General features: G+C 57.8%; 19 protein-coding genes. 13 read left to right on the top strand and 6 right to left on the bottom strand.

The window, feature by feature from the left end:
- Positions 1-19: 19 nt before the first annotated feature.
- Positions 20-517 carry a tRNA (adenosine(37)-N6)-threonylcarbamoyltransferase complex ATPase subunit type 1 TsaE gene (gene tsaE, locus DXY31_RS10200; protein ID WP_170953654.1) on the bottom strand — a complete coding sequence of 166 codons (498 nt, stop codon included), beginning with the start codon at positions 515-517 and terminating at the stop codon, positions 20-22.
- A 30-nt stretch (positions 518-547) separates the two neighbouring features.
- Here tsaE and ahcY point away from each other — a divergent pair, with 30 nt between their 5' ends.
- From ahcY to DXY31_RS10185, 4 genes are all read left to right on the top strand, one after another.
- Positions 548-1,978: an adenosylhomocysteinase gene (gene ahcY, locus DXY31_RS10195; RefSeq protein ID WP_114993640.1), complete on the top strand. Its 1,431-nt coding sequence runs from the start codon at positions 548-550 to the stop codon at positions 1,976-1,978.
- Between the two features lie 86 nt (positions 1,979-2,064).
- Positions 2,065-3,618 (top strand): glucosyltransferase domain-containing protein, encoded by a 1,554-nt coding sequence (locus DXY31_RS10190; protein WP_114993639.1) that lies wholly within the window; start codon positions 2,065-2,067, stop codon positions 3,616-3,618.
- A gap of 258 nt (positions 3,619-3,876) precedes the next feature.
- Positions 3,877-4,011 (top strand): hypothetical protein, encoded by a 135-nt coding sequence (locus DXY31_RS17700; RefSeq protein WP_256359624.1) that lies wholly within the window; start codon positions 3,877-3,879, stop codon positions 4,009-4,011.
- Between the two features lie 73 nt (positions 4,012-4,084).
- The gene (locus DXY31_RS10185; RefSeq protein WP_114993638.1) at positions 4,085-4,744 is read left to right on the top strand and encodes a DedA family protein; all 660 of its coding nucleotides are present in this window, start codon (positions 4,085-4,087) and stop codon (positions 4,742-4,744) included.
- 27 nt (positions 4,745-4,771) lie between these two features.
- Here DXY31_RS10185 and DXY31_RS10180 read toward each other — a convergent pair whose 3' ends face one another.
- On the bottom strand, positions 4,772-5,152 hold the full coding sequence (locus tag DXY31_RS10180; protein ID WP_114993637.1) for a single-stranded DNA-binding protein: 381 nt from the start codon (positions 5,150-5,152) through the stop codon (positions 4,772-4,774).
- Between the two features lie 152 nt (positions 5,153-5,304).
- Between DXY31_RS10180 and DXY31_RS10175 the strand changes: the two genes are divergently transcribed.
- The 7 genes from DXY31_RS10175 to DXY31_RS10145 all read left to right on the top strand — a co-directional run bounded on the left by DXY31_RS10175 (position 5,305) and on the right by DXY31_RS10145 (position 11,736).
- Complete coding sequence (locus DXY31_RS10175; RefSeq protein ID WP_114993680.1) at positions 5,305-6,357, top strand: rod shape-determining protein; 1,053 nt, start codon at positions 5,305-5,307, stop codon at positions 6,355-6,357.
- Between the two features lie 5 nt (positions 6,358-6,362).
- Positions 6,363-7,106 (top strand): rod shape-determining protein MreC, encoded by a 744-nt coding sequence (gene mreC / locus DXY31_RS10170; RefSeq protein WP_114993636.1) that lies wholly within the window; start codon positions 6,363-6,365, stop codon positions 7,104-7,106.
- 3 nt (positions 7,107-7,109) lie between these two features.
- Positions 7,110-7,613, top strand: coding sequence for a rod shape-determining protein MreD (locus DXY31_RS10165; RefSeq protein ID WP_114993635.1), 504 nt, complete (start codon positions 7,110-7,112; stop codon positions 7,611-7,613).
- Positions 7,610-8,917, top strand: coding sequence for a sugar ABC transporter substrate-binding protein (locus tag DXY31_RS10160; protein WP_114993679.1), 1,308 nt, complete (start codon positions 7,610-7,612; stop codon positions 8,915-8,917). Before DXY31_RS10165 ends, DXY31_RS10160 begins: the two co-directional genes overlap by 4 nt.
- 122 nt (positions 8,918-9,039) lie before the next feature.
- Positions 9,040-9,849 (top strand): response regulator transcription factor RpaB, encoded by an 810-nt coding sequence (gene rpaB, locus DXY31_RS10155; protein ID WP_114993634.1) that lies wholly within the window; start codon positions 9,040-9,042, stop codon positions 9,847-9,849.
- A gap of 85 nt (positions 9,850-9,934) precedes the next feature.
- Positions 9,935-11,404: a lysine--tRNA ligase gene (gene lysS, locus DXY31_RS10150; protein WP_114993633.1), complete on the top strand. Its 1,470-nt coding sequence runs from the start codon at positions 9,935-9,937 to the stop codon at positions 11,402-11,404.
- Between the two features lie 68 nt (positions 11,405-11,472).
- Positions 11,473-11,736: a hypothetical protein gene (locus DXY31_RS10145; protein ID WP_006042532.1), complete on the top strand. Its 264-nt coding sequence runs from the start codon at positions 11,473-11,475 to the stop codon at positions 11,734-11,736.
- 12 nt (positions 11,737-11,748) lie between these two features.
- Here the strand turns inward: DXY31_RS10145 and DXY31_RS10140 are convergent, their stop codons facing one another.
- The 3 genes from DXY31_RS10140 to egtB all read right to left on the bottom strand — a co-directional run bounded on the left by DXY31_RS10140 (position 11,749) and on the right by egtB (position 14,521).
- A complete protein-coding gene (locus DXY31_RS10140) occupies positions 11,749-12,234 on the bottom strand; it encodes a hercynine metabolism protein (protein ID WP_114993632.1) in 486 nt (161 codons plus the stop codon).
- A 98-nt stretch (positions 12,235-12,332) separates the two neighbouring features.
- A complete protein-coding gene (gene egtD / locus DXY31_RS10135; protein ID WP_114993631.1) occupies positions 12,333-13,304 on the bottom strand; it encodes an L-histidine N(alpha)-methyltransferase in 972 nt (323 codons plus the stop codon).
- The gene (gene egtB, locus DXY31_RS10130; protein ID WP_114993678.1) at positions 13,301-14,521 is read right to left on the bottom strand and encodes an ergothioneine biosynthesis protein EgtB; all 1,221 of its coding nucleotides are present in this window, start codon (positions 14,519-14,521) and stop codon (positions 13,301-13,303) included. Before egtB ends, egtD begins: the two co-directional genes overlap by 4 nt.
- Before the next feature lie 93 nt (positions 14,522-14,614).
- Between egtB and DXY31_RS10125 the strand changes: the two genes are divergently transcribed.
- The gene (locus DXY31_RS10125; RefSeq protein ID WP_114993630.1) at positions 14,615-16,681 is read left to right on the top strand and encodes a protein kinase; all 2,067 of its coding nucleotides are present in this window, start codon (positions 14,615-14,617) and stop codon (positions 16,679-16,681) included.
- Between the two features lie 27 nt (positions 16,682-16,708).
- On the opposite strand, the gene smpB is transcribed toward DXY31_RS10125, so the two are convergent.
- Positions 16,709-17,203, bottom strand: coding sequence for an SsrA-binding protein SmpB (gene smpB, locus DXY31_RS10120; protein ID WP_114993677.1), 495 nt, complete (start codon positions 17,201-17,203; stop codon positions 16,709-16,711).
- A gap of 64 nt (positions 17,204-17,267) precedes the next feature.
- Between smpB and ruvB the strand changes: the two genes are divergently transcribed.
- Entirely contained in the window at positions 17,268-18,332 is a 1,065-nt protein-coding gene (gene ruvB, locus DXY31_RS10115; protein ID WP_114993629.1) for a Holliday junction branch migration DNA helicase RuvB, read from the top strand.
- The last annotated feature ends 82 nt before the right edge of the window (positions 18,333-18,414 follow it).

Raw genomic sequence — 18,414 nt, 5'->3', positions numbered from 1 at the left:
TCTTTGTTCAAAAGGCTTCTCAGCCAGCAGCAAACTGATCGCTTTTGTTCAGGGTTGCCAGCCTGCCTCCTTCGCTCCGGTAAGACAATTTCAGTCGCCAGGCATCCGGAAGGTCCAAGCTCAGTCGTTCCGACCATTCCACAACCAGGATGGCGCCCATCCCCACAGCTTCTTCCTCTTCCTGAAGGAACAGGTCATTGGCAACTGCTGGCAACTCCAGCCGGTAGAGATCCAGGTGAACTAGTGGTGGTTTGCCCTGGGGGTAGTGCTGAGCAAGGGCAAAGGTTGGGCTGGTGATCGGTTCATCGATTCCTATAGCAGAGGCAATGCCTTGCACCAGAGAGGTTTTGCCTGCACCGAGGGTGCCTTCGAGCAGCAGTAATGATGGACGTTCAGCTTGTTGCACGAGATACCTGCCCAGAGCACGGGTGGCCTCCAGGTCCTTCAGGATCCAGCTCCAATCGGTAGATTGCTTAATCAGCGAGCCCGAAGCCTCGGCGTCTCCGCAGATATTCAACTCCACATTCTCTTAGGGAGCACACAAACCATGGTGGCAGCGCCCACGTCCGCGGCTGAGCTGAAGCTTGGCGTCGATTGCGTTATTGCTGATATCAATCAGGCTGATTTCGGCCGAAAGGAACTCGATATCGCCGAGACCGAGATGCCTGGCTTGATGGCATTGCGCAAGAAATACGGCAGCGAAAAGCCTTTGAAGGGAGCCCGCATCGCCGGTTCACTGCACATGACCATTCAGACTGCGGTTCTGATTGAAACCTTGGTCGAGCTTGGCGCCGATGTGCGTTGGGCTTCCTGCAACATTTTCTCGACGCAGGACCATGCGGCGGCGGCGATTGCGGCCAAGGGAATCCCCGTGTTCGCGGTGAAGGGCGAAACCCTTGAGGAGTATTGGGCATACACCCACCGCATCCTCGAGTGGGGTGATGGCGGCTCCCCCAACATGATTCTGGACGACGGTGGCGACGCCACCGGCTTAGTGATGCTGGGAAGCAAGGCCGAGCAGGACATCACAGTTCTCGACAACCCCTCCAATGAGGAAGAGACCTACCTCTTCGCCTCGATCAAAAAGAAGCTGGCACAGGATTCCAGTTTTTACAGCCGTACCAAAGCCCAGATTCAGGGCGTCACTGAGGAGACCACCACAGGTGTGGCTCGTCTTTACAAGATGCAGAAGAGTGGCGAGTTGCCTTTCCCTGCGATCAATGTCAATGATTCGGTGACCAAGAGCAAATTCGACAACCTCTACGGTTGCCGCGAATCATTGGTTGACAGCATTAAGCGCGCCACTGACGTAATGGTGGCTGGCAAGCAAGCGCTGGTGATTGGCTACGGCGACGTGGGCAAGGGCTCGGCCCAGTCCCTGCGTGGACTGGGTGCCACGGTGTGCATTGCAGAGGTGGATCCCATTTGTGCTCTGCAGGCTGCCATGGAGGGTTATCGCGTCGTCCGTCTGGAAGATGTCGTCGGAGAGATGGACATCTTTGTAACTGCCACCGGCAACTATCAGGTGATCCGCAATGAGCACCTGGTGAAGATGAAGGATGAGGCGATTGTCTGCAACATCGGTCATTTTGATAATGAAATCGATGTGGCTTCACTCAAGAATTATGAGTGGGAAAACATCAAGCCCCAGGTCGATCACATCACCCTGCCCAGCGGCAACAAGATCATCCTTCTGGCAGAAGGGCGTCTAGTGAACCTGGGTTGTGCCACCGGCCACCCCAGCTTCGTGATGAGTAACTCCTTCACCAATCAGGTGTTGGCTCAGATTGAGATCTTCACCAAGGGCAAAGAGTACGGAAAGGAGGTTTACGTTCTTCCGAAACATCTCGACGAGATGGTGGCTCGTCTGCACCTGGGTCGCATCGGTGCCCAGCTCACCGAGCTGAGCAAGGATCAAGCCGATTACATCAATGTGCCGGTTCAAGGCCCTTACAAGCCAGATCACTATCGTTACTGATCAGCTCTTGATCAGCACTGCTGTGTCTTTCCTTTCAGCCAGGGTGCTTGCGCGTCCTGGCTTTTTACATGTTCATTGTCTGAGCAATGGCACAACAAAGATTTTTTGATCATTGGTCTGGACTTCTCCAGGAGCCTGCACTGCAGCGTCAGTGGTCGGCTGCTTTTGTGGCGGGATTGATAATGCTATTGCCGTTGATTCTTGGGGTCGATCTTTATGTCGATGACCTCGAGCGGGCCATGGATGGACGTCTTTCATGGGTGCGTGTAGGCCGCCCCGGCGCTGATGTCTTGGTGGAGTGGCTGAATTTCGGTCGTCCTGCCACGGCAGTTTCTCCGCTTTACACACTGCTGGCCATCGCTGTGTTATCCGCTGTTGGAGTTGTTTGCGCCCGCGCTTATGGCGTTCGCTCTCCGCTCTGGACGGCTCTTGCCAGCCTGCCGTTGATGGCGCAGCCCTATGCGTTGCAAGCCATGTCGTATGGCTTCGATTCCTTGTTCATGGCGGTGTCTCTGGCCTGTGCAGTAACAGCTGCATTGCTTGTGAATCTGAACAGCCATTGGCGCGTCGTGGCCGGAGCTTGGATCTTGCAGCTGTTGTCGTTCAATCTTTATCAACCAGGAGCCAATGGATTTCTGGTGATGACCGGTTGTCTCTGTGTTGCTTCTGCGCTGGATCTCTTGAATCGGCCCTGGCAGGTGCTTTCGCTGCCTCGACGTCTTTGGATGAGTGCACTGGTTTATGCCGGTGGGTATGGCACTTATCGCTTACTGATTGCCCTGTTTTTTGAGCACAGGCTCAATGGTTATGCCATCAGTTCGGCTGAATTGAAGCCGTTGGATGCTTCCTTGCCGCTGGAAGTATTCAAGTCCGCCATTGAGCCATTGCAGCAGTTGCTGAGAGATTTTGGCCATTGGCCCCTCGTGCTGCCTTTTCTGCTGCTTGGCTTTGTCTACGTGGCTTTAGTGATCCAGTGGAGATCTTGGAAGGTGGCTCTAAGCGCTGTGACCGCGTTGTTGTTGGTGGCTCTTGTTGCGCCTGGAGGGATGCTGCTGTTAAGCGAATCGTTTGTGCGACATCCGCGTGTTTTGCTCTATTTCGGTCCGCTGCTCACCAGCGTGATTCTCCAGTTGCTGGCGCTGTCGCGACTGGTGGAACGTCCTCTTTGGAGACTTGGAGTGATCCCGATGATCTGGCTGATGGTGGTTGTGTCATATGCCTACGGCCATGCTTTTGCTGCTCAGGGTCGTTTTGAGCAGAGTCGTCTATCGCGGATCGTGGGCGCAGCCTCCGTGCTTCAAGCTCGCGCACCTGAGAAACACCTGCGCGCCCTGGCGGTGGAAGGCACAATGCCCCGCTCCCCAGTTTTGCAAAATACGGCGAAGAAATTCCCACTGATTGATCGATTGATTCCGCCTTTGTTGGATGGCAATACCACATTTTCGATGACTCAGCTGCGGCTACATGGTTTGCAGTTTGAGCAACGCAGGCCAAGTCAATTGAAAACCTCAGGATCAGATCAATGTGAACCATCTATCGATGCGATCTGCACAAGTGAATTTTCACTGCAACGCATTGGAGATCGCGATTTGCTGCTGCAGCTCAACCCGAAACTCGCTTCGAAACGTCCTCGCACCTGACCAGGCACTGATTGGTTTGATGAGATCAGGATTATCCCGATGACTACATAAACAATGAATTTCCCAGATTTTTCTAACTTCTGAGAGTCTTTTCAGTGTACAAAGTATCTCCATCAACTTTTCTCAGTTGCTTTTGCTGGCTTGATCGCTTGAAGTGATGAAGCTTTTGTCTGTCCAGTTTGCTGAAGCAGAGCTTCTATTTGGGCTTTTGGACGATCGGAGTGTCAGCTCTTTCGTCTGAATCGCGCCAGCGTGTTGATGACTGCGATTGCCCAACTCAAAAATGATGACGTTAAAAAGAATCTGTTCAGCAGTCTCAGTGAAGTTGTTTCATTTGTCGGCCTGAGTTTTGAGCCAAGAGTTGGCGACAAAAGCCACTCTGCTCATTGTTGAGCTCCGTTTTTGTGCTCAAGCGAGATCGGATGCACCACTTCATGGAAGACTTGCCTCGACTTCAGCACGGTCCATGGGGCTCACCGAATTTGTTTCACAGCTGCCTGAGTGGATTGGCCAGGCAGTTGAGTCCAATCCCTGGGCGGGATATGCCGCAATTTTTGCGGCTATGTTCCTAGAGAACCTGTTCCCCCCGATTCCCTCCGAGCTAATCATGCCTCTTGGAGGTTTTTATGTTCAGCAAGGGCAGCTGCAGTTGGTTCCTGTTGTGATTGCAGGTTTGTTGGGCACCGTCCTCGGAGCTCTGCCCTGGTATGGCGTTGGCCGTCTGATCAATGAAGAACGCATCGAGCAGTGGCTGAGTCGTCATGGTCGCTGGATCGGTATAAGCCCTGAGGAGTTGTCTCGTAGTCGCCGTTGGTTCAGCCGATATGGAACTGCTCTGGTGTTCTGGGGGCGTCTCGTGCCAGGCATTCGCACTCTGATCTCAGTGCCTGCTGGCATTGAATTAATGCCGATTACGCCGTTCCTGATCTGGACGACTGCCGGCAGTCTGATCTGGACCTTGTTGCTGACTGTTGCCGGCATTGTCCTTGGTGAGGGTTACAGCAATGTGGAGGCCTGGATCGATCCGGTCAGCAAGGTGATCAAGGTGCTGCTGGTGGTCGCTGTGCTGGCAGGGGCTATCTGGGTGGCACTTCGGATTTGGAGGCGTCGTCAGTCCGCCGATTGATGGCGGACTCACCTGATTAGACCAACATCAGAAGGGAACTTCCTCTTCGCTGGGGCTGCCGCCACCAAAACTGCCGCCAGCATCCTGGTTGTCTCGCTTCGAGCCCAGAAGTTCAAGCCGATCAACCCGAACCACTGGTTTGCTGCGCTCTTCTCCACTGTTGCGGTCGTTCCAGCGATCCAGTTTGAAGCTGCCGATGATGCCTAGCAGGGATCCCTTCTTCACGTAGTCCGCTGCCACCTGAGCCTGTTTTCCCCAGATTTCAAGATTGAACCAGTCGGGCTCGTCGTCGCGGCTGCGGCGGTTCACGGCGATGGTGAGATTGGCCACCATGCTTCCCGATTCGAAATACCTTACTTCTGGATCTCGGCCGGCACGGCCAACCAAAGTCACGGAGTTGACACCCATTGAATCTCTCCTGTTTGTGGGTCAATGATGCGCCACGGCTGTCAAAACTGACGGTTGTCGTGGCTGCCTTCTAGAAGTTCCACCGTCAAACGAATCTGTAACAGATGGGGCCTGAAACTGCCCCTATGATTCGCCGAAATGTGTTCTCGCCAGTGCTGTTCCGCCGTTTCCAGCTGTCCCGCGATATCGGCATCGACCTGGGTACTGCCAACACCCTGATTTACGTCTCGGGCAAGGGGATCGTTCTGCAGGAACCCTCCGTGGTGGCGCTTGATCTCGAACGCGGCGTGACCATGGCCGTCGGGGACGAGGCCAAGCTGATGCTGGGCCGCACGCCTGGAAATATCCGTGCTGTTCGCCCCCTTCGCGATGGTGTGATCGCCGATTTCGATGCGGCTGAGCAGATGCTGAAAACCTTCATCCAGAAAGGTAATGAAGGCCGCGGGATTGTGGCCCCTCGTCTTGTTGTGGGTATTCCCAGTGGGGTCACCGGTGTGGAGCGTCGTGCCGTGCGTGAGGCAGGTCTTGCAGGAGCACGTGAAGTTCACCTGATTGATGAGCCTGTCGCTGCTGCGATCGGTGCCGGTTTACCGGTCACAGAGCCTGTCGGCACAATGATTGTGGATATCGGCGGCGGCACCACCGAGGTGGCGGTGCTCAGTCTCGGTGGAACAGTACTCAGTGAATCTGTTCGGGTTGCTGGAGACGAAATCAGTGACTCCATCGGCGTCTACCTCAAGAAAGTGCACAACCTTGTGGTTGGCGAGCGCACCGCTGAGGAAATCAAAATTCGCATCGGTTCCGCATTCCCCGACGATGAGTTTGATCAAACAGTGATGGACGTGCGCGGCCTTCATCTCTTATCAGGGCTTCCGCGCACCATTCAGTTGCAGGCAGGGGATCTGCGTGAGGCCATCGCTGAGCCACTGAACGTGATTGTGGAGGCTGTGAAGCGCACCCTCGAGCGCACTCCGCCCGAACTTGCCGCAGATATCGTCGACCGTGGAATCATGCTTGCCGGTGGCGGAGCATTGGTTCGTGGCATCAGTGATTTGATCAGCCATGAGACGGGGATCTTCACCCACATCGCCGAGGAGCCACTCTTGTGTGTAGTGAAGGGTTGTGGTCAGGTTCTTGAGGACTACAAGCGTTTGCAGAGGGTGCTCGACACTCCTGAGTTTGTTCGATCCGCTGCCGCTCTCTGATCGCCATGGGCTCCTCCCAGAGGCCTCAGGGGGCAAGGCTGCGTTCCATCCAGCGGCTGTGGCCGTGGTTGGCGTTGTTGCTGGCTCTTGGCTTGGTGCGACTGAGCAAAGGGGCTGGATTTGCTGATGCCTTCGCCTTGTTGAGCCGGCCCTTTTGGCCAGGCTCTGCGCAGCGCGAGTGGATTGAGACTGCCAAACAGCAGGAGCAGCTCTCCCGTCTGGAGCTTTTGGAACAGGACAATGCACGCCTGAGAGGGCTTTTGGCGCTGGATCAACAGTCATCCGGAGACTGGCTTCAGGCTGCAGTGATCTCACGCACAGCATCGGGCTGGTGGCAGCAGTTGCTGCTGGGCAAAGGCTCTGTTGAAGGCGTGTCGAAGGATGATGCCGTGATCGGCCCTGGAGGTCTGGTCGGCAGGGTCCAGAGCGTGACACCCACCACCAGCAACGTCCGACTGCTTACGGCTCCGGGCAGTCGCATCGGTGTCTGGCTGCCGCGCACCCAGCAGCATGGGCTGCTGGTGGGCCTTGGAACAGCCCGGCCACAGTTGCAGTTTCTCGACAAAGACATCCAGGTCCGTCCAGGTGATCTGGTCAGTACTTCTCCAGCCAGCACTTTGTTGCCCCCGAATCTGCCTGTGGCAGTGGTGCAGTCGCTCAATGCCAGATCGGTACCCGCACCAACCGCTCTCGTGCAGCTGATCGCCCCGCCGGATGCCATCGATTGGGTTCAGGTGAAGGTGCGCTGACGGATGATGCGCCTGCACCGACAACCCATCTGTGTGGCATCTGCCCTTCTGGTGCCGAGTTTGCAGATGGCAGCACCCTCCTGGATCAACCTGGATGGTGTTCCGCCTAGCTGGGCGATTCTCTGGTTGCTTCCCTGGTCTTTGGTGGATGGTCCGCTTGCCGGTGCGGTTGCAGGAGCTGCGATTGGGCTTGTGCTGGATGGTCTGAGCCTCGGGGATGTCAGTCAGGTCCCTGCTCTTGTCTTGATGGGTTGGTGGTGGGGGCGCCTAGGACGCCGTGGCCCGCCGATTCAGCGCAGCCTCAATCTGGGATTGCTTGCCTGGATCGGCTCATTTGTGCTGGGTCTGTCTTTATGGCTCCAATGGCTTGTGCTGGGACCATCCGATGGACTGATCCAGTCGTGGGCGCTGCATACCACTATCGCCCAAGCTTTGATCACGGGACTGCTGGCACCGTTAGTCGGATCCTGGCAGTTGCTTTTGTGGCGACGGCGAGCACCAGCATGATTACCTCTTTGCGAAGGCGACGGTTTCTCGCCGGCCTGGCTCTCTCCGGTCTGTCGGTATTCATCTGGGGTTGTCGTCCTGGTTCGGCTCCTGAGGGGACTCTCCAGCTCTGGACGCTGCAGCTGGCGCCAAAGTTCAATCCCTACATGAATGGCGTGCTCGGGTCCTGGGACACGCTCCATCCCGAGGCACCGGTGCGATGGACAGACCTTCCCTGGGGATCGGTGGAGCGCAAGCTGCTGGCGGCTGTGTTTGCACGCACTGCTCCTGATGTGGTGAACCTCAATCCCCCTTTTGCGGCCAATCTGGCCAGCAAGGGTGGCCTGACTGATCTCACACCTCTTTTGCCGCCTGGTGCAAAGCAGAGCTATTTGCCATCGGTCTGGGAGGCGGCAAGGGATCCTGAAGCGGGTCAGATCGCCATCCCCTGGTATTTGACCGTTCGTTTAAGCCTGGTCAACGCTGACCTGCTGCGTCAAGCCGGTCTCACCAGGGCCCCGCGTCGATGGGCGGAGGTGCCTTCGTATGCCCGCAGAATCCGAGAGCGCACTGGTCGTTACGGTCTCTTTGTCACCGTTGTTCCCGACGATTCCGCAGAGCTTTTGGAGTCGCTCGTGCAGATGGGCGTGAGTCTTCTTGATGCTCGTCAGAGAGCCGCTTTCAATACGCCAGCCGGCCGCAAAGCCTTTGCTTTTTGGACTGATCTATATCGCGACGGCTTGTTGCCTCGGGAAGTGGTGAGTCAGGGCCAACGGCGGGCCATTGAGCTGTACCAGAGCGGTGAACTTGCCCTGCTCGCCAGCGGTGCTGAGTTTCTACGCAGCATTCAGACCAATGCCCCAGGTGTGGCTGCTGTGACTTCGCCTCAGCCCCCTCTGACTGGCTCGGACGGTACGGCGAATGTGGCCTTGATGACGCTGGCCGTGCCTCGTCAGAGTCAGCAGGCTGGGGATGCTGTTGCCCTGGCTTTGTTTCTGACCAACGGAACCAATCAGGCTCGTTTCGCCCGCGAGGCGAGGGTGCTGCCGTCTTCTCTTGAAGCGCTTTCTGTGATTCGTGCCGAGCTTGAGGCTGAGCAGCCATCGGATGCGGCCGAAGCACAAATCCGTGACGCGCGTTTGTTGTCGGCCGAGACCTTGAACAGCGCCCGGGTGCTTGTGCCTGCGACTCCGGGGGTGAAGCGCCTGCAGAGCATCATCTACACCCAGTTGCAGCGAGCCATGTTGGGTCAGATCAGCAGTGATCAGGCCGTACTTGAAGCCGAGCAGCAATGGAACCGTTACGCCAGTGCCCGTTGGCCTTGAAATCACTGGCTGGCTACTGCTTCAATTCTTAAAAGAAGCCAAAACCTGTTCCCGGTTTGGATCCCAGAGCTCGATCGGTTCCCGTCGAACTGTAGGGTTGCAATTCTTACCCGATGGAGTGTATGCCCGAAGTCCCATCCCACCAATTTGATGGCGATGGGTCTCTCCAGGGAGCTCCAGAGTCCGTTAAAGCCACTTTGCTTGTTGTGGATGACGAGCCAGCGGTACGTCGCGTCTTGGTGATGCGGCTTCAGCTAGCCGGTTATCGCGTTGTTTGTGCAGAAGATGGCGAGGAAGCTCTTGAAGTTTTCCATCGTGAATCGCCTGACCTGGTGGTCCTCGACGTGATGCTGCCGAAACTCGATGGTTTCGCAGTTTGTCGACGTCTGAGGGCTGAATCCTGCGTACCGATTATTTTCTTGTCAGCCCTTGAAGCCATCTCCGAGCGTGTTGCTGGCCTTGACCTCGGTGCAGACGACTATCTGCCCAAACCTTTCAGTCCCAAGGAATTGGAAGCCAGAATTGCCACGATTCTCCGTCGCGTGGGTCGAGGTTCAGCGGCAGCTGAACCTCGGGAGTTGCCCACAGGCCAAGGAGTTGTTCGCGTAGGCGATCTTGTGGTGGACACCAACCGTCGCCAGGTCACTCGCGGCAGTGAGCGCATTTCACTCACCTATACCGAATTCAGCCTTCTAGAGCTTCTGTTCAGGGATCCAGGGCATGTTGTTCCCCGTGCAGAAATTCTTGAACAGCTCTGGGGCTATCCGCCACGCCGTGCTGCGGACTTGAGAGTGGTCGACGTTTACGTGGCTCGTCTGCGCGGCAAGCTTGAACCTGATCCGCGCAACCCTGAACTAATTCTTACGGTGCGTGGCATCGGTTATTCCTCTCAGAGGATGGGCGATAACGCTCCTGCTGCAATCGCTAGTTGAGATCGTCCTGCTGACGTTTTGACGCCCATTCCTCGCTTGCCGGCACCATCGAACGGCAGGATGGCGCCCATGTGAGTTCTATTCCGTGTCTGAACTGCGCGAGACCCGCTTGGACAAGGCGAAGGCCCTCAGGCATCAGGGTATAGAGCCCTATGCCCTGAATTTCGATCCAACCGATCGGATGGCTCAGTTGCAGGCAGCCCACGCTGATCTGCCTAATGGGGAAGAGCGGGAGCTCAACGTGTCCGTCGCTGGTCGGGTAATGACGCGACGGGTGATGGGAAAACTGGCTTTCTTTACCCTGTCCGATGAGACCGGCACGATCCAGCTGTTTCTAGAGAAGTCGACTCTTGGCGAGTCGTTTGCACAGATCACGGCGCTTGTGGATGCAGGTGATCTGATCGGTGTGCGGGGCATCCTTCGCCGCACTGATCGCGGTGAGCTTTCGGTGAAAGTGGCCGAGTGGAGCATGCTCACCAAATCGCTGCAGCCTTTGCCTGATAAGTGGCATGGACTTGCCGATGTCGAAAAGCGCTACCGACAGCGCTATCTCGACCTGATCGTGACCCCTCAGGCGCGGGAAACGTTCCGGCGGCGTGCGCTAACAGTGAGTGCCATCAGGCGCTGGTTGGATGATCGCGACTTCCTGGAGATTGAGACGCCCGTTCTCCAGAGCCAGCCGGGTGGGGCAGATGCGCGGCCCTTTGAAACCCATCACAACGCTCTGGACCTGCCGCTGACGTTGCGAATCGCCACGGAATTACACCTCAAGAGGCTTGTTGTGGGGGGGTTTGAGCGGGTGTACGAGCTCGGCAGGATCTTCCGCAACGAGGGCATCAGCACTCGACATAACCCTGAATTCACCACAGTTGAGGTCTATCAGGCCTACTCCGATTATCTGGGGATGATGGAGCTCACTGAGCAGATGACCAGTGCAGTCTGCAAGGAAGTTTGCGGTTGCCAGACCATCACCTATCAAGGCACCGAGATAGAACTGACCCCTCCCTGGAGGCGGGCCACCATGCATGAGTTGGTGCAGGAGGCCACCGGCCTTGATTTTCATGCCTACAGCAGTCGGGAGCAAGCCGCAGCGGCTATGGAGACCAAGGGTTTGCAGGTACCTGCCCTAGCAGATTCGCTGGGACGCCTTTTGAATGAGGCGTTTGAACAGGCGGTGGAGTCCACATTGATCCAGCCCACGTTCGTGATGGACTACCCCCTGGAGATTTCGCCTCTAGCTCGTCCGCATCGCAGCAAGCCTGGGTTGGTTGAACGTTTTGAACTATTCATCGTCGGCAGAGAGCATGCCAATGCTTTCAGTGAGCTCACGGATCCTGTTGATCAGCGTCAGCGTCTGGAAATCCAGCAGCAGCGTAAAGCCGCTGGCGATCTGGAAGCACAGGGTTTGGATGAGGATTTTGTCAATGCCCTGGAGGTGGGTATGCCTCCGACGGGTGGCCTCGGCATCGGCATCGATCGATTGGTGATGCTGCTTACGGACAGCCCCTCTATTCGCGACGTGATTGCCTTTCCACTGCTTCGTCCCGAGGTCTGAATGTGAGGGGGAGGTTGCCTTGTGCCCTCAGGGTGGATAATGGGACACAGTGGCATGGTCCCTTTCCAATGAGTGGTGAGCGCGTAGGTTTCCGCTTCAAGCACGCCGATGCGGTGGTCAAGCGCAATCCCCAGGGGCGATCCCGCCGCGGCTGGGTGATGGAGCCCGTTGAGCAGACCACCAGCCGAGGCACAAAGATGCCCGCTTATCGCATTCGCTGGCGTGACAGCGAGCGTCCTGAGATTGTGCTTCAGCACATGCTAATTGCCGATCCTGATCCAACTCCACCGCCCGAGAACGTCAGTCTCGAACCTCCTGCTCCCAAGGCCTGAGTCCAGGCTGAATCAGCTAATTCCCTGGCGACGCCTCAGCTCCTCCAACTCTTCGTGAGCTTCAAACAAGGCCCAGTCTTCATCCAGGCTGCGATGTCCTCGTTGTTGTGAAGCCTTCTGATTGAGATGGGAAATCTGTTGATCGAGATCTCGGAAATTTCGACCTAGCTCATCCAGCTCGTTCCAAAGATCCCTGCCCTGATCCATCAGGCTGTTCACATGTTTTTCAGCGCGCAATGCCAGGTCATTGGCTCCGGCATTGCGGGCCTTTTTGGTGCGTTCTCCCCAGGCCTGAACCTGTTCTGCCAGTGACAACAGCTGGCGTCGTAGGTCTTTGGCCTGGATCTGCATCTGATCGCGTCGGCTGTTCAGATCGCGCTGTCGATCTTGCAGATGCTGTTCCTGCACGAGTCGATCTTGGTCGGGATTGGAGCGCAGAAACGCATCCAACCGCTCTTCCAGGTTCCGTTCAAGCTGATCCAGCCATGTTGGCGACATCAGTGATCCCTGCCTGATTTGGAGACGCCACGCGTGCCCGGGGAAGGCGAGTAGTTGCTTACGTTCATGGTGCCGATCAGGGTTTGACGTATGTCTGCTCAGTCTGCAGCTTCCAGCCAGTGCAGGGAGAGGTCATCGGCTGGATCGTGCCAGCGGTGGCACCAGCGCCAGCCTGCGTCATTGGCCAGCTCACGAGCCATTTCTGCTGAGTACTTGACGCTGTATTCGGTCACAAGGGGCTGTCCTGGGCTGAAAGTCCATGGCTCACCACCCACCGACACCGTTTGATGGCCTTCGCTGAGCAGCGCCATGCGCACACGGCTCTCTGTTTCCTGCCAAACAGCCTCATAATGGAACTTGTCTGGATTGAAGTCGGCCTCCAGATCCTTGTTCAGTCTCTGCAGCAGGTTGTGGGCGAAGGCGGCGGAGATCCCTGCGGCATCGTTGTAGGCGGCCTCCAGCCTGGATCTTGATTTGGGTTGATCAAGTCCCAACAAAAGCGGTCCTCCATCGAGCAGTCGCCTGAATCTGCGCAGCAGCGCAATGGCCTCGTCGCGAGTGAAGTTGCCGAGGGAACTACCAGGAAAGAACCCCACTCGCCTTTCCCCACCGATCAATGGATGGTCTGGAAGAGCATCGAGCTGACTGTGATCGCAGCAGATTCCCAGCATTGGCATGCTGGGATGTTGGGCTTGAAGTAATGCCATTGACTGGTGCAGGTGGTCCGCACTGATGTCGAGAGCCACATAGGCGGAAGGGTGCATCGCCGCCAGTAGCGGGCCCACCTTGCGGGCGCTGCCTGCGCCGAATTCAACGATCACCCCTGATCCAATGGCACGGGCGATGTCCGCTGCTGATGACTCCAGCAGGGTGATTTCTGTTCGGGTGAGGCTGTACTCCGGTTGCTTGCAGATCTGGTCAAACAGTCGCGATCCCTCGTTGTCGTACAGAAACCATGCTGGTAGCTGGCGGGGTTCGCGTTGCAGACCGTTATGCACAAGTCGCTGCATGTCTGCATTGGGTGGATGCAGATCGATCAGTTGAGGACGCGCAGGCGTTTGGGTTGTCATTGGGCCAGGCGTAGACCTGCCGCCATCCAGCGGCTGGCCGGGGTAAAGAAGTTCCGGTAAGTGTCGCGGGAATGCCCTCTGGGTGTGAGCTGGCTGCTGCCCCGCAGCACGAACTGGGAGGTCATGAATTTGCCGTTGTACTCACCAACCGCACCTGCCGCAGGTTGAAAGCCCGGGTAGGGGCGATAGGGGCTCGAGGTCCACTGCCAGAGATGGCCATGGCTCTGTTGAAGTGATTCGCCGTGCTCAGAGCTGGCCAGCTCCCATTCCGCTTCGCTGGGCAGGCGCCCACCGGCCCAGCGTGCATAGGCATCCGCTTCGAACCAACTGAGGTGACGAACCGGCAGGTGATCCTCAAGTGGGCATCGGCCAGCCAGGGTGAACTCCCAGCGCCAGGGACCTTGGCCATCGTGATCGCGTCGCCAGTAGCGGGGTGCTTCCCAGTTGCGCTGAATGCGCTCTGCCCAGCCTTCGCTCATCCAGAGCTCAGGACGCTGGTAACCGTCATCGTCGATGAAGCCTTGGTAAGCAGCATTGCTCACCAGTCGAGCCGCAATGCTGAAGGGTTCCAGCCAGGTTCGATGTCGCGGTCCTTCGTTGTCGAAGTGGAAGGACTCACCGTTGTGGCCCACCTCCACCAGGCCTCCGCGGCACTTGAGCCAGGATCCCTGCATCGGTGAGTCTGTTGGTCTGCAACTGGTGATGGGCTGGTCATCACACTGTTCACGCCAGTCGCTGCGATAGGCCGGTTCGAGTGGCTGACGGCTGAATCCATCCAGCAGGTCCATCAGCATCAGTTCCTGATGCTGTTGCTCATGGTGAAGGCCCAGTTCCACCAGGTCCAGCCACGGTGCTTCGCTGTGGTGCTCCAAAAGCTCTTCCAGAGCAAGGTTCACCCGCTTGCGCCAGGCTGAGACTTCCTCCATTGGTGGTCGGCTGAGCAGTCCTCGCTGTGGCCGTGGCTGTCGCGGGCCAACAGCTTCGTAATAGGAGTTGAACAGATAACTCCAGCGAGGGTCAGCAGGCACATAGCGCGGATGGTTGGGCTTTAGCACGAAGGTTTCGAAAAACCAGGTGGTGTGAGCCAGGTGCCATTTGGGTGGGCTGGCATCGGCCATGCCCTGCAGGTTGAGATCTTCGGTATTGAGGGGGTCAATCAACGCCTCACTGGTACGACGCACCTCCATCAATCGGTTCAGAAGTGAGCCGGAGGCCATGAGGGGAAATCTGCTGGCGGTGACGTTAGTGGGATCCCGCTCGGGTGTCAGCGCTGGACTGCCCCTACCATCGGCCCACATCGCAACTCCTTTGTGATCGGCACGTTGCTGGCCGACAGGTATCGCCTCGACTGTTGTCTGTCCTCTGATCCGGACCATCCCCAGGGGACTCTTTGGCGTGCCGCTGATCAGATGGCGGCCAATGCACCTGTTGCAGTGCGCCAACTCAATGATCAGGCGACTCAGGATCGTTTTCGCAGTCTGTGGCCGGTGATGCAGTCCTTGTTGCATCCCCAGATTCCACGCTTTGGAGGGCTGCTTGAGGAGCAGGGCAGTCTCTGGCTGGTGCGTGAGTGGCAGGAGGGCTCAAGTCTGAGTCAGATCCAGAATCAACGGCTGCAGCGTCAGTTGGTGTTTGGCTCTGGAGAGGTCCTGCTTCTGATGAGGCAGCTGCTTCCACCCCTCGCGGTGCTGCATGGCCAGGAGTTGGTTCATGGCGATATCAATCCCCGCAATCTGCTGCGGCGTGATCAGGATTGTCTGCCTGTGCTATTGGATTTTGGCTTGCTGCAGCGCTGCGGTCAGCAGCCTTTGACGGCAGCGTCACCGGTCTTTGCACCTCGCTCCCAGGTGCGGCAGGACCCTGCAGCGGCCTGGATGGATCTGCATGGCCTCGGGGTGTCGGCTTTGACCCTGCTCACTGGCCGCCCTCCTGCGCAGTTGTTGCAGGCTGATGCACAGGGTTGGCTGCTGCCCAATGATCTTGATCTGGATCCCTCTTATCGGGAGGTCTTGGAACGGTTGCTGTCTGAGCAGTCTGAATGCCGTTTTGAGTTCGCTGCGGATGCCCTCCAGGCTTTGCAGGCTGTGTCGATGCCTGAAACAACAGGGCCCCAGGCTCGGGCTGACCGCACCCTGGTGCTGGCTCCAGCGGTGTCGGATGACTCTCCGCCCTCAGCGAGTGGGTCTCCAGATCTGCCAAGGATCGCTACCCCGTCTCGGCAGGAAGCCCGGCGCCGGCCTTCAGCGGAGCAGCGCCAGCTTGCGGCGGAAGGCCGTTTGTGGCCCGTGGTCGGTGCCCTTTTGGTCTCGGCTCTGGTGGGCACAGCCATTGGTTGGTTTCTGCTGACTCGCGGTAATCCCCCCGCTGGCGCTCCTTCCACGGATCGGGATGTGATCGGGCGTTCCCCTTCCGCGAGCCTTCCACCTGCGGAGGTTGATCAACGTCAGCAGCTGCTCAGTCGTTTAAGAGCTTTGCAGGTCGATCGCAGTTGGTTTCTGCAGTTGGTGGATGCAAGCTTGATGGCCCGTTTCCCGGAGCGTGGCGGTCGCCTGCCCAGTGATTCACTTGAAGACTCGCCTCTGAGAATTGTCTGGAATGAACTCGCCGAGGAGTGGCTGGCCAGGGTGGAGCAACTGCCGCCAGCGCTGCGCAGTCGCCTGGGACAGCTCAAGCCTGGCGACTGGCAGAAGCAACGCCAGGCCCTGGTAACGCAGGGTGTGAACAACAAGGTGGTGGAGCAGTTGGTCAGCGCTTCGGCACAGGCGTTGCTCCCCGGAGTGCCAGCAGGGGTGAAGCCGCCTGAGCCATTCCGTCAGCTGTGGATCGCAGCCGCATTGCGCAGCCTTGAAGACGTGCGGATTGAACAGGTCAAAGCGCGTGTGCAGGCGCCCACGGTTCTGTCCAGTCGTGTTGCTGCTGGCGGTGCTCGCTTGATCTCGATCTCGGTTCCGGCTGGTCGCCGCCTGGTGTTGGGTATCAACGGCACGCCATTGATGCAGATGACTGTCTATGGCTCTGATGGGGAGGTGGCTGCCGATCGCGGACCGCTGCGCGTCGTAACCCTGCCTGTGGAGGCTGGCTCACCTGTGCAGGTGCTGGTCACCAACGATGGCGTGTCCTCCGGTTTGTTAACGCTCTCTTGCCGTGCTGATGCGCCGGTACCGAAGCCGTTGCCAGAGGTTGATCTCAACCCGATACCAGATCCGGCCACTGGGGCTGAGGGCCCTGTCGAGGCGCTTCCAGAACCCCCCGGTCCCCGTCCCGCAGGTGCTGAGAATCCTCCTGTTAAAGAGGCCGACTCAGCCAATGCACCGACCGGTGAATCAACCCTTGAATTCACCGCACCGTCGCGGCAAGACAGTAATCAGGACCCTTAGAAAGGTCATGCTTGAGGCGGGGCTGATTTAGTAGCGGGCAATGGCAGCCCGTGTCTCTTTCTTGATCTGCTTGTCCTTTTCGGCAGCTCGCTTGTCATGCAACTTGCGGCCTTTGCCGAGACCGATGGTGAGCTTGATCCAGGACCCCTGCAGATGCATGTTGAGCGGGATCAGCGTCAGTCCTTTCTGGTCAAGTTGCCCACGCAGTTTGTCGATCTCGCGCCTGTGAGCCAGCAACCTCCGCACTCGCAGCGGATCGTGGTTGAAGTAGCCGCTTGCATGGGTATGCGGTGAGATATGCACGTTGTGCAGCTGCATTTCACCGTTGCGGATCAGGCAGAAACCATCTCGGAGATTGGCTTGGCCGGCTCGGATGGATTTCACCTCGGTGCCCACCAGTTCAATGCCGGTTTCCAGCGTTTCCAAGATGTCGTACTGATGCCTGGCCAGCCTGTTGTCGGCCAGTAAGCGGTTCGCCGCCGCGCGAGCTGCCGCGTTTTTCTTGCCTCCACCTTTGGCCATTGCCTGTTTGGCCTTTCGGCCGCTTGATGCTCCGACCCTATCCAGGGCTCGGTACTCTTCCCATATGGCCATTGTTTCCTCAAGCGCAGGATCCCCACGTCCACGCAAGGAGCGTGAGCCCAATCGGGTGGTTGACGCAGCTCGGCAGCCTGGAGATGATCTTGATCCTGCGGCGCTGGCCTCTCGCGACGACGGCTTAAGGCCCAAGTGTCTGCAGGACTACATCGGTCAACGTGAGCTCAAGCAGGTGCTTGGTATTGCGGTGAAAGCGGCCCTGGGCCGCGGTGATGCTCTCGATCATGTGCTGCTCTACGGCCCGCCGGGTCTGGGCAAAACAACCATGGCCATGGTGCTGGCTGAGGAGCTGGGGGTGAAATGCCGCATCACCAGTGCCCCGGCTCTAGAGCGCCCTCGCGACATTGTTGGTCTGTTGGTGAATCTGCAGCCACGGGAGTTGCTGTTCATCGATGAAATCCATCGACTCAGTCGCGTGGCCGAGGAGCTGCTCTATCCCGCCATGGAGGATCGGCGACTCGACCTCACCGTGGGTAAAGGAAGTACTGCCCGAACTCGCGCACTGGATTTACCGCCGTTCACACTGGTTGGTGCCACAACTCGCGCAGGTGCGCTGAGCTCTCCGTTGCGTGATCGCTTCGGCTTGATTCAGCGGCTTGAGTTCTACGGCTTGGATGACTTGCAGTCGATTGTGGAGCGGGCGGCAGGTTTGCTCGCCCTTGATCTAACGGCTGATGCTTGCGCTGAGATTGCACTCCGCTGCAGGGGGACACCTCGCATTGCCAACCGACTGTTGCGCCGGGTGCGAGATGTGGCTTGCGTCCGTGAGTGCTCCGGATCGATCGACCGGATGTTGGTCGATGAAGCCCTCACCTTGCATCGGGTTGACGGCCGCGGTCTTGACGCCAGTGATCGCAGGCTGCTGGAACTGCTGCTCCAATCCCATGGAGGCGGTCCCGCCGGACTGGATACCCTTGCGGCGGCTCTAGGAGAAGACCCCACCACCTTGGAGTCAGTGGTTGAACCGTATCTGCTTCAGCTTGGCTTCCTGCAGCGCACACCGCGTGGTCGGGTGGTGACGGCTGCGGGCCGTGACCATCTCGCTGCTGCTTGATCGCTTCTTTCTATTCCCGCAGACCGATCTGATCGATCAGTGATGACGTGTGGATTGCATCACCCACGGCTGAACAAAACAA

The sequence above is a fragment of the Synechococcus sp. UW179A genome, from assembly GCF_900473965.1.
Classification (GTDB): Bacteria; Cyanobacteriota; Cyanobacteriia; order PCC-6307; family Cyanobiaceae; genus Synechococcus_C.
Note: the sequence above shows the minus strand (reverse complement) of the source record. Positions and strands in the feature narration are given on the sequence as shown.

What these genes read in the sequence shown, in the direction of transcription:
- smpB (WP_114993677.1), bottom strand. Translation starts at nt 17,203, where the DNA reads ATGGCCAAAGGTGGAGGCAAGAAAAACGCGGCAGCTCGCGCGGCGGCG.
- mreC (WP_114993636.1), top strand. Translation starts at nt 6,363, where the DNA reads ATGGGCTCCTCCCAGAGGCCTCAGGGGGCAAGGCTGCGTTCCATCCAG.
- DXY31_RS10145 (WP_006042532.1), top strand. Translation starts at nt 11,473, where the DNA reads ATGAGTGGTGAGCGCGTAGGTTTCCGCTTCAAGCACGCCGATGCGGTG.
- DXY31_RS10180 (WP_114993637.1), bottom strand. Translation starts at nt 5,152, where the DNA reads ATGGGTGTCAACTCCGTGACTTTGGTTGGCCGTGCCGGCCGAGATCCA.
- DXY31_RS10190 (WP_114993639.1), top strand. Translation starts at nt 2,065, where the DNA reads ATGGCACAACAAAGATTTTTTGATCATTGGTCTGGACTTCTCCAGGAG.
- DXY31_RS10185 (WP_114993638.1), top strand. Translation starts at nt 4,085, where the DNA reads ATGGGGCTCACCGAATTTGTTTCACAGCTGCCTGAGTGGATTGGCCAG.
- DXY31_RS10165 (WP_114993635.1), top strand. Translation starts at nt 7,110, where the DNA reads ATGATGCGCCTGCACCGACAACCCATCTGTGTGGCATCTGCCCTTCTG.
- DXY31_RS10160 (WP_114993679.1), top strand. Translation starts at nt 7,610, where the DNA reads ATGATTACCTCTTTGCGAAGGCGACGGTTTCTCGCCGGCCTGGCTCTC.
- DXY31_RS10140 (WP_114993632.1), bottom strand. Translation starts at nt 12,234, where the DNA reads ATGTCGCCAACATGGCTGGATCAGCTTGAACGGAACCTGGAAGAGCGG.
- rpaB (WP_114993634.1), top strand. Translation starts at nt 9,040, where the DNA reads ATGCCCGAAGTCCCATCCCACCAATTTGATGGCGATGGGTCTCTCCAG.
- ruvB (WP_114993629.1), top strand. Translation starts at nt 17,268, where the DNA reads ATGGCCATTGTTTCCTCAAGCGCAGGATCCCCACGTCCACGCAAGGAG.
- ahcY (WP_114993640.1), top strand. Translation starts at nt 548, where the DNA reads ATGGTGGCAGCGCCCACGTCCGCGGCTGAGCTGAAGCTTGGCGTCGAT.
- egtB (WP_114993678.1), bottom strand. Translation starts at nt 14,521, where the DNA reads ATGGCCTCCGGCTCACTTCTGAACCGATTGATGGAGGTGCGTCGTACC.
- egtD (WP_114993631.1), bottom strand. Translation starts at nt 13,304, where the DNA reads ATGACAACCCAAACGCCTGCGCGTCCTCAACTGATCGATCTGCATCCA.
- DXY31_RS17700 (WP_256359624.1), top strand. Translation starts at nt 3,877, where the DNA reads ATGACTGCGATTGCCCAACTCAAAAATGATGACGTTAAAAAGAATCTG.